This is a genomic window from Williamsia sp., assembly GCF_016462415.1.
GTDB lineage: Bacteria > Actinomycetota > Actinomycetes > Mycobacteriales > Mycobacteriaceae > Williamsia_A.
On the sequence record NZ_JAEMTF010000054.1, the window covers coordinates 20469 to 30385 of the forward strand.

The 9917-nt window shown below is 66.4% G+C and carries 7 protein-coding genes and 2 tRNA genes; 8 read left to right on the plus strand and 1 reads right to left on the minus strand.

Annotated features, from left to right (window positions below; all coding sequences use genetic code 11):
* Positions 1 to 41: 41 nt before the first annotated feature.
* The 8 genes from gnd to JHC79_RS14225 all read left to right on the plus strand — a co-directional run bounded on the left by gnd (position 42) and on the right by JHC79_RS14225 (position 9056).
* Positions 42 to 935: a phosphogluconate dehydrogenase (NAD(+)-dependent, decarboxylating) gene (gene gnd / locus JHC79_RS14190; RefSeq protein WP_296391844.1), complete on the plus strand. Its 894-nt coding sequence runs from the start codon at positions 42 to 44 to the stop codon at positions 933 to 935.
* Between the two features lie 17 nt (positions 936 to 952).
* Complete coding sequence (gene recF, locus JHC79_RS14195) at positions 953 to 2140, plus strand: DNA replication/repair protein RecF (RefSeq protein ID WP_296391846.1); 1188 nt, start codon at positions 953 to 955, stop codon at positions 2138 to 2140.
* Positions 2137 to 2694, plus strand: a complete 558-nt coding sequence (locus JHC79_RS14200; RefSeq protein WP_296391849.1) for a DUF721 family protein — start codon at positions 2137 to 2139, stop codon at positions 2692 to 2694. Before recF ends, JHC79_RS14200 begins: the two co-directional genes overlap by 4 nt.
* Positions 2695 to 2938: 244 nt before the next feature.
* The gene (gene gyrB / locus JHC79_RS14205) at positions 2939 to 5095 is read left to right on the plus strand and encodes a DNA topoisomerase (ATP-hydrolyzing) subunit B (RefSeq protein ID WP_296391863.1); all 2157 of its coding nucleotides are present in this window, start codon (positions 2939 to 2941) and stop codon (positions 5093 to 5095) included.
* A gap of 58 nt (positions 5096 to 5153) precedes the next feature.
* On the plus strand, positions 5154 to 7670 hold the full coding sequence (gene gyrA, locus JHC79_RS14210) for a DNA gyrase subunit A (RefSeq protein ID WP_296391851.1): 2517 nt from the start codon (positions 5154 to 5156) through the stop codon (positions 7668 to 7670).
* A 41-nt stretch (positions 7671 to 7711) separates the two neighbouring features.
* A complete protein-coding gene (locus JHC79_RS14215) occupies positions 7712 to 8710 on the plus strand; it encodes a DUF3566 domain-containing protein (RefSeq protein ID WP_296391853.1) in 999 nt (332 codons plus the stop codon).
* 74 nt (positions 8711 to 8784) lie between these two features.
* Positions 8785 to 8858: transfer RNA gene (locus tag JHC79_RS14220), tRNA-Ile, on the plus strand.
* Between the two features lie 125 nt (positions 8859 to 8983).
* Positions 8984 to 9056: transfer RNA gene (locus tag JHC79_RS14225), tRNA-Ala, on the plus strand.
* Here JHC79_RS14225 and JHC79_RS14230 read toward each other — a convergent pair.
* A partial coding sequence (locus JHC79_RS14230) for a DUF6596 domain-containing protein (RefSeq protein ID WP_296391855.1) occupies positions 9030 to 9917 on the minus strand: 888 nt, incomplete at its 5' end. The two genes, JHC79_RS14225 and JHC79_RS14230, sit on opposite strands and share 27 nt — an antisense overlap.

The window sequence follows — 9917 nt, forward strand, 5'->3', positions numbered from 1 at the left end:
CGCCGAGAACACACCTCCATACATCCGCGAGAGGAATCACCATGCAACTCGGCTTGATCGGGCTCGGCAAGATGGGCGCCAACATGCGCTCGCGGCTCAAGCAGTTCGACCACGAGGTCATCGGATACGACCCTCGTCCCGAGGTCACCGACGTCGCATCGCTCGCCGACCTGGCCGCGGCTCTGCAGGCGCCACGTGTCGTGTGGGTGATGGTCCCGTCGGGAGCACCCACCCGCGAGACCGTCGAGAAGCTGGCCGATGTGCTGTCCCCGGGCGATCTCGTCATCGACGGCGGCAACTCGCGCTACACCGACGACGCAGTACACGCGGAACTGTTGGACGCCAAGGGAATCGGCTACCTCGACTGCGGTGTGTCCGGCGGTGTGTGGGGTCTGGAGAACGGGTACGGGCTGATGGCCGGTGGCGCTGCCTCCGACGTCGAGAAGGCGATGCCGATCTTCGATGCGTTGCGTCCGCCCGGTGAGCGTGCCGACGGCTTCGTCCACGCCGGCCCCGTCGGTGCCGGTCATTACGCCAAGATGGTGCACAACGGCATCGAGTACGGGTTGATGCACGCCTACGGCGAGGGATACGAATTGTTGGCCGCCGAACCGCTCATCGACGACGTCGAGGGCACGTTGCGTGCATGGACCCACGGAACCGTCATCCGTTCCTGGTTGCTCGACCTGTTGGTCAAGGCGCTGCAGGAAGATCCGGGTCTGACCGAGATCTCCGATTACACAACCGATTCCGGTGAGGGACGCTGGACCGTCGAAGAGGCCATCCGCCATTCGGTGCCCGCGAACGTCATCTCCGCTGCTCTGTTCGCACGCTTCGCATCCCGTCAGGAGGGCGGTTCGCCGACCCTGAAGGCGGTGTCGGCCCTGCGTAATCAGTTCGGTGGGCACGCGGTCAAGCCTGCGCAGCACCAGTGACCTCGGGCATCGGGTAGGTGTACGTCCGGACGCTGCGTCTGCGCGACTTCCGGTCGTGGCAGGAGGTACGCGTCGAACTCGAGCCGGAACCCACGATCTTTGTGGGGCGCAACGGATTCGGTAAGACCAATCTCGTCGAGTCGCTGAACTACCTGTCGACACTCCGGTCACATCGGGTCAGCAACGACGCGGCGCTGGTGCGCACCGGGAGCGAGACCGCCATGGCATCGGCGACCGTGATCAATTCCGGGCGTGAGCTGACCGTCGAGCTGCAGATCACCCCCGGTCGGAGCAACCGTGCGTCGGTCAACGGCGCCCCGTCGCGCCGCCCGCGCGACATCCTGGGGATCCTGCGCACCGTGATGTTCGCCCCCGAGGATCTCGCCCTGGTACGGGGTGATCCCGCCGATCGACGGCGGTTCGTCGACGAGCTCGCGGCGTTGGCGGGACCCCGGATGGTCGCTGCCCGTGCCGATTACGATCGCGTCCTGCGCCAGCGGGCGGCACTGCTCAAGACCGCCGCGTCGGCGATGCGATCGGGTGGTGACTCCGCTGCGTCGGTGATCAGCACGTTGGACGTGTGGGACACCCAGCTTGCCCAGTTCGGTGCCCAGGTGACCGCGGGGCGTATCGACGTGCTCACCAGGTTGCGGCCGTTCGTCCAGCAGGAGTACTCGACGTTGGCCCCGGCATCGCGGCCGATCGACCTGAGGTACCGCGCGGTCGTCGGTGACGAGGTGTTGCCTGCGGGCGACACACCGGCCGACGAGGAGTACATCGAGGCGGTTCTGTTGCACAGTCTCGCCGCCGCGCGCGGCAAGGAGATAGATCGCGGGGTGTGTCTGATCGGTCCGCATCGTGACGACATCGACATCACCTTGGCGGGTCAGATCGCCAAAGGGTTTGCCAGCCATGGGGAATCGTGGTCGTTGGCGCTCGCGATGCGTCTGGGGTCGGTGGAGTTGATCCGGTCCGACGGCGCTGAGCCGGTCGTGTTGCTCGACGATGTGTTCGCCGAACTCGACGCCGCGCGTCGGGCGGCGCTCTCGACGTTCGCGCAGTCGGTGGAGCAGGTCATCATCACCGCCGCGGTTGCCGACGACATCCCGACCGCAATCGGTGGCCGGCGAATCGCGGTGGGCGTGCGCGATGACGGGGACGGTGGGCGTCTGTCACATCTTCTCGACGAGGGGGAGGCCACATGACCGACGAGTCCGAGTCCGGATCCGACGGTTCGTCCGAGCCGTCGGGCGCGGCTCCGGCGGGGTACGAACTCGCCCGCAAGGCGCTCGAGGACGCCCGGTCGGCGGCGCGGGCCGCCGGCAAGTCCGTGGGTCAGGGCAGATCGTCGCCGGTTCGGCGCAGGACCCGTCGCAGTGGATGGTCGGGTGCGGGCCCCGACGAACGGGATCCGCAACCACTCGGTCGGCTCGCCGGCGGGATCGCGCGCAGTCGCGGGTGGCAGCCCAAGATCGGCGAGGGAACGGTCTTCGGTGCCTGGGCGCAGATCGTCGGACCCGACATCGCCGGCCACGCGGAGCCGACGGTGCTACGCGACAAGGTCCTGCACATCACCGCTGAATCCACCGCGTGGGCGACTCAGTTGCGGTTGATCCAGGCACAGATCCTGGCCAAGATCGCTGCGCATGTGGGAAACGGCGTGGTCACGACCCTGCGCATCACCGGTCCGAAGGCTCCGTCCTGGCGAAAAGGGGACCGTCATGTCTCCGGACGGGGTCCGCGCGACACCTATGGGTGACCCGTATGCGGAACCGAGCGCGCACAGGCGACGTCAGAAGGCTGGAGAAACGCCGTAGAGGTGCGTCTACCCGGCTTCGTACAAACGGGGATGGGTTGAGTCGAGAAATCCGTCCTGAGAGCGCGTCAGCGGCCCCGGATACCCATTTCCGGTCGATTGAGGCAGTAGTATGGAACGAGTGCCCGACGGGCATCTCGAACATGCGCGAAGCAGTACCGGCGAGGACAAGGAGCGGACACCACTCGTGGCCGACAGCAACGAACCCACTGACAACCCGACGTCTGCGGACGCGGTCCCGGCCAAGAAGGCGACCCGCCCCGCTGCCAAGAAGGCAGCCCCCAAGGACTACGGCGCCGACTCGATCAGCATCCTCGAAGGACTCGAGGCGGTACGTAAACGACCCGGCATGTACATCGGTTCCACCGGTGAGCGAGGTCTGCACCACCTGATCTGGGAGGTCGTGGACAACTCGGTCGACGAGGCCATGGCCGGTCACGCCAGCAAGGTCGACGTGAAGCTTCTCGCCAACGGCGGCGTCGAGGTCATCGACGACGGCCGCGGCATCCCCGTCGAGATGCACAAGACCGGTGTGCCCACGGTCGAGGTCGTCATGACCCAGCTGCACGCGGGCGGCAAGTTCGACTCCGACTCGTACGCGGTGTCCGGTGGTCTCCACGGTGTGGGCATCTCGGTCGTCAACGCCCTCTCGACCAAGGTCGAGCTCGAGATCGCACGTGACGGCTTCAACTGGTCGCAGACCTACAACTACGCCAAGCCCGCGGAGCTGGTGAAGGGTTCCGCGACGCGGAAGAAGGGTACGACCACCCGGTTCTGGGCGGATCCGGAGATCTTCGAGACGGTCGACTACAGCTTCGAGACGATCTCCCGACGTCTGCAGGAGATGGCGTTCCTCAACAAGGGACTGACCATCACGCTGACCGACGAGCGTCCCAAGCAGATCGGCAACGACAGCGTCGACGTCGAGACCGCGGATGCCCCGCGTAGCCAGTCCGAGCTGGACGAGGACGCCGCAGCCGAGGTCTCCGACGTCATCGAGATCGCCGACACCGCAGGCGAAGCCGTGACCAAAGAGGTCGCGGGCAAGCCGCGGGTGCGTACCTACCACTACCCCGGTGGACTCGAAGACTATGTCGCACACCTGAACCGGACCAAGAGCGCGATCCACAACTCGATCGTCGCGTTCACCGCGAAGGGCACCGGGCACGAGCTCGAGGTCGCGATGCAGTGGAACGCAGGCTATTCCGAGTCGGTGCACACTTTCGCCAACACCATCAACACACATGAGGGCGGTACCCACGAGGAGGGTTTCCGTTCGGCGCTGACCAGCACGGTGAACAAGTACGCGCTGGACAAGAAGCTCCTCAAGGAGAAGGACGGCAAGCTCACCGGTGACGACATCCGTGAGGGTCTCGCCGCGGTCATCTCGGTCCGTGTCTCCGATCCCCAGTTCGAGGGTCAGACCAAGACCAAGCTCGGCAACACCGAGGTGAAGAGCTTCGTGCAGAAGGTCGCCAACGAGCACCTCTCACACTGGCTGGAGTCCAATCCCGCCGAGGCCAAGATCATCATCAACAAGGCGGTCGGGTCCGCGCAGGCGCGTATGGCTGCGCGCAAGGCGCGAGAGCTGGTGCGGCGCAAGAGCGCAACCGACATCGGCGGTCTACCCGGCAAGCTCGCCGATTGCCGCAGCAACGACCCCGGCAAGTGCGAGGTCTACATCGTGGAGGGTGACTCCGCCGGTGGCAGCGCCAAGTCGGGTCGCGACTCGATGTACCAGGCGATCCTCCCCATCCGCGGAAAGATCATCAACGTCGAGAAGGCCCGCATCGACCGTGTTCTCAAGAACACCGAGGTGCAGTCGATCATCACCGCCTTCGGTACCGGTATCCACGACGAGTTCGACCTGGCCAAGCTGCGCTACCACAAGATCGTGCTGATGGCCGACGCCGACGTCGACGGCCAGCACATCTCGACCCTGCTGCTGACGCTGCTGTTCCGGTTCATGCGTCCGTTGGTCGAGCACGGTCACGTGTATCTGGCCCAGCCGCCGCTGTTCAAGCTCAAGTGGCAGAAGGGTGCCGCACCGGAGTTCGCGTACTCCGATCGCGAACGCGACGGTCTGCTCGAGGCGGGTCGGGCCGCAGGCAAGAAGATCAACACCGACGACGGCATCCAGCGCTACAAGGGTCTCGGCGAGATGAACGCCAAGGAGCTGTGGGAGACCACGATGGACCCCTCGGTGCGCGTGCTGCGCCAGGTGACCCTCGACGACGCCGCCGCGGCCGACGAACTGTTCAGCGTTCTCATGGGTGAGGACGTCGTGGCCCGCCGCAGCTTCATCGCCCGCAACGCCCGGGACGTCCGCTTCCTCGACGTGTGAATGCGGCGCGTGTGCGCCGCCTCCACTGTCGCTGTGACCAGAAGAAAGTGATCGAATCATGACCGACACCACCCTGCCGCCGGGCGGAACCACCGACTCCTCCGGTGGTGACCGGATCGAGCCGGTCGACATCCAGCAGGAGATGCAGCGCAGCTACATCGACTACGCGATGAGCGTCATCGTGGGTCGCGCGCTGCCCGAGGTCCGCGACGGTCTCAAGCCCGTGCACCGTCGTCTGCTCTACGCGATGGGTGACGCCGGCTTCCGCCCGGATCGCAGCTATGTCAAGTGCGCCAAGCCTGTTGCCGAGACCATGGGTAACTACCACCCGCACGGCGACACCGCGATCTACGACGCACTCGTGCGTCTCGCTCAGCCGTGGTCGATGCGCTACCCGTTGATCGACGGACAGGGCAACTTCGGTTCGCGTGGCGACGACGGCGCGGCCGCGATGCGCTACACCGAGGCCCGGCTGACGCCCTTGGCCATGGAGATGCTCCGTGACATCGACGAGGAGACAGTCGATTTCACGCCGAACTATGACGGCAAGACGATGGAGCCGACGGTTCTGCCGAGCCGTATCCCGAACCTGCTGATCAACGGATCCGGCGGCATCGCGGTCGGTATGGCCACCAACATGCCCCCGCACAACCTCAACGAGGTTGCCGCAGCGGTGTTCTGGGCTCTCGACAACCACGAGGCCGACGAGGAGTCGACGCTGGCCGCGTGCATGGAGGCCATCAAGGGACCCGATTTCCCGACGGCAGGTCTGATCGTCGGGTCGCAGGGCATCCTCGACGCGTACACCACCGGTCGCGGCAGCATCCGGATGCGCGGTGTGGTCAAGATCGAGGAATCCAAGACCGGCGCAACGACTCTGGTCATCACCGAGCTGCCCTACCAGGTCAACCCGGACCGCATGATCGTCTCGATCGCCGAACAGGTCAACGACGGCAAGCTCAAGGGCATCAGCAAGATCGAGGACCAGTCCTCGGACCGCGTCGGCATGCAGATCGTCGTCACCCTCAAGCGGGACGCGGTCGCCAAGGTGGTGCTGAACAACCTCTACAAGCACAGCCAACTGCAGACCAGTTTCGGCGCGAACATGTTGTCCATCGTCGACGGTGTGCCGCGCACCCTGCGTCTCGATCAGATGATCCGCTACTACGTGGCCCATCAGATCGACGTCATCGTGCGTCGGACCCGGTACCGGTTGCGCAAGGCCGAGGAGCGGGCTCACATCCTGCGCGGTCTGGTCAAGGCGCTCGACGCCCTCGACGACGTCATCGCCCTGATCCGCGCCTCGTCGAACACCGAGGAGGCGCGTGCCGGGCTGATCGACCTGCTCGACATCGACGAGATCCAGGCCGACGCGATCCTCGCGATGCAGCTGCGCCGACTGTCGGCGTTGGAGCGTCAGAAGATCGTCGACGAGCTCGCCGAGATCGAGATCGAGATCGCCGACTACCAGGACATCCTGGCCCGCCCGGAGCGTCAGCGCGCCATCGTGCGCGACGAGCTCACCGAGGTCGTGGACAAGTTCGGTGACGAGCGACGCACCCGCATCATCCCGGCCGACGGCGACGTCGCCGACGAGGATCTCATCGCCCGCGAGGACGTGGTGGTCACCATCACCGAGACCGGATACGCGAAGCGCACCAAGACCGACCTCTACCGTAGCCAGCGGCGCGGCGGCAAGGGTGTGCAGGGCGCCGGCCTCAAGCAGGACGACATCGTCCGGCACTTCTTCGTCTGCTCCACCCACGACTGGATCCTGTTCTTCACCACCAAGGGCCGGGTCTACCGCGCCAAGGCCTACGAGCTACCCGAGGCCAACCGCACCGCGCGTGGTCAGCACGTGGCGAACCTGCTGGCCTTCCAGCCCGAGGAGCGGATCGCCCAGGTCATCCAGATCAAGAGCTACGAGGACGCGCCGTACCTGGTGCTGGCCACCCTCGGCGGTCTGGTGAAGAAGTCGCGTCTGGTCGACTTCGACTCGAGCCGTTCCGGCGGCATCATCGCGGTCAACCTCCGCGGCGAGGACGAGCTGGTCGGCGCGCAGCTGTGCAGCTCGTCCGACGACCTGCTCTTGGTGTCGAAGCACGGCCAGTCGATCCGCTTCAGCGCCACCGACGACGCGCTGCGTCCGATGGGCAGGCAGACCTCGGGTGTGCAGGGCATGCGCTTCAACGACGACGACCAGCTGTTGTCACTCAACGTCGTCGCCGAGGGCACGTATCTGCTGGTCGCGACCGCGGGCGGCTACGCCAAGCGCACCGCGATGGACGACTACCCGGTTCAGGGCCGTGGCGGAAAGGGTGTGCTGACGATCCAGTACGACCGGCGCCGAGGCGAGCTCGTGGGTGCGCTGATCGTCGACGACACGAGCGAGGTCTACGCGATCACCTCCGGTGGTGGCGTGATCCGGACGCTCGCGAAACAGGTCCGCAAGGCAGGGCGCCAAACCAAGGGCGTCCGCCTGATGAACCTGGACGAAGGAACTACGCTCTTGGCTATCGCCCGGAACGCCGACGAGCCCGATGAGGCCGACGGCGGCTCGGCGGCCGGTAGCTGAGCGTTTCCATCCAGCACGTCACACGAGGTGAAGGAAAGTAGTTGAGCACACCCAACGAGCCCGAGGGGTCGCCGCGATCGGGACCCGGTACCACCGATCGGCCCGAGGGGAGCGACTCGAACGGTCTCGCGTCCCGTCCCGCCGAGAACGGCGGGCAGGACAACGGGGGTGCTCCGGCCGAGGGCCCGCGACCCGGATCGGGTACCGGTCCGGGTGGGATGCCGCCATGGCAGCGGGTTGGCAACCAGCGCCCGCCGTCTGGGGGACCGGTCCAGCCGAACCAGCCCGGCCCACCGCTGCAGCCGAATCAGCAGGGGCCGTCCGGCCCGCCGCCGCAGCAGGGCCAGCCCAACGGCGCGCCCAAGCGTCCGCTGGTGACCGGCTCGGCCGTCAACCGGCCGTCCGGCTCGTCGGATCAGTCGACCACCCGTGCGCCGATCGCGAAGCTCGACGCCGATGGCAACACCACCCGGGATGCGGCGCAGGAGCCGTCGAAGGGACGTAACTCGTTGACCGGGAAGGTGATCGACGGGCCGACGCGCAACATCGACCGCAACAACCTGCCGGAGGATCTGCCCGATCTCGACGCGATCCATCACCCGACCGGTGGCCAGCAGACCGATTCCGGCGTCCCGCCGGTCCGGCCGGTGGAGACGTTCTCCGCGGGCCCGCGCGGTCCGCTGCGTGCCGCGGTGCAGCTGCGCCGGATCGATCCGTGGTCGACCTTCAAGATCTCCTCGGTTCTCGCGATCGCGCTGTTCCTGATCTGGATGATCGCCATCGGCGTGCTGTACGTGATCCTCGACGGCATGGGCGTCTGGGATCAGCTCAACGGTTCGTTCGGCGACCTGGTGTCGAGCGACTCGTCGACCGACACGTCCTTCCAGATCACCGCGGGCACCGTGTTCGGTGTCGCGGCGTTGGTGGGTGCGGTCTACGTCGTGGTGTTCACGGCCCTGACCACGGTCGGTGCGTTCATCTACAACATGAGCGCGGACCTCGTCGGCGGCGTCGAGGTGACCCTCGCCGATCGCGACTGACCTGTCGTTTTGGCGACCGGACTCCGCTGTTTTGTTTCTGGAGGGGACAGTCCGGTAACCTTTTGACGGTTCACGGGCCTATAGCTCAGGCGGTTAGAGCGCTTCGCTGATAACGAAGAGGTCGGAGGTTCAAGTCCTCCTAGGCCCACGTGGAAAAGGTCGCGGTCATCGTGATCGGGTTGGTCGCACTGGTTGTGGGCGGCCTGGTCATCGAGACTCATCGGAACGTCGAAGAGTGGCACGTCCTACCCCAGCGCTAGAGACATCTGGCACGGGGCCTTAGCTCAGTTGGTAGAGCGCTGCCTTTGCAAGGCAGATGTCAGGAGTTCGAATCTCCTAGGCTCCACATCTCGTCCATCCGCCTCCGGATGAACTCTCGTTCCACCGCATTCGCGGTCGTCTCCATTGCCAGCCGGTAGGAGTTTCGGGCCGCGGTGACCTCGCCCAGTCGGCGCAACAGGTCTGCGCGCGTGACGTGCCACAGGTGGTAGCGCGCCAACGGTAGGTCCTTCACCAGGCCCAGAGCCACTGCCGGACCGTCGATCTCGGCCACCGCGACGGCCCGGTTCAGTCGGACGATCGGGTTGGGGTCGCAGGTCGCGAGCTGATCGTAGAGCGCGACGATCTGATGCCAGTCGGTGTCCTGCGCGCGGTCGGCATCGGAGTGGACGGCGGCGATCGCTGCCTGAAGCTGGAACCGCCCCGGTGCCGCACCGCCGGCACGCCGGCGATCGAGGCACGCGCGGACCACGGCCAGGCCCTCGTCGACGCGAGCGCGGTTCCACATCGACCGATCCTGCTGGGGTAACGGGATCAGGGCTCCGGTGGCATCGGTGCGCGCGGATCGCCGCGAGTCGAGCAAGAGCATCAGCGCCAGCAGTCCGCGGGGCTCGTACTCGTCGGGCATCAGATCGACGACCATCCGCGCGAGCACGATTGCCTCGTCGCAGAGATCGGCCCGCGTCAGAGCGTCGCCCGCCGATGCCGCGTATCCCTCGCCGAACACGAGGTACAGAACCGTCAGGACACCGTCGAGCCGATCGGGGAGGTCGGCGTCGGTCGGGACGCGGTAGGGAATCCGCGCGCCGCGAATCTTCGTCTTGGCCCGGACGAGTCGCTGCGCCAGGGTCGCCTCCGGGACGAGGAACGCCCGCGCGATCTCCGGCGTCTGCAACCCACCCACCAGCCGGAGCGTGAGGGCGACGCG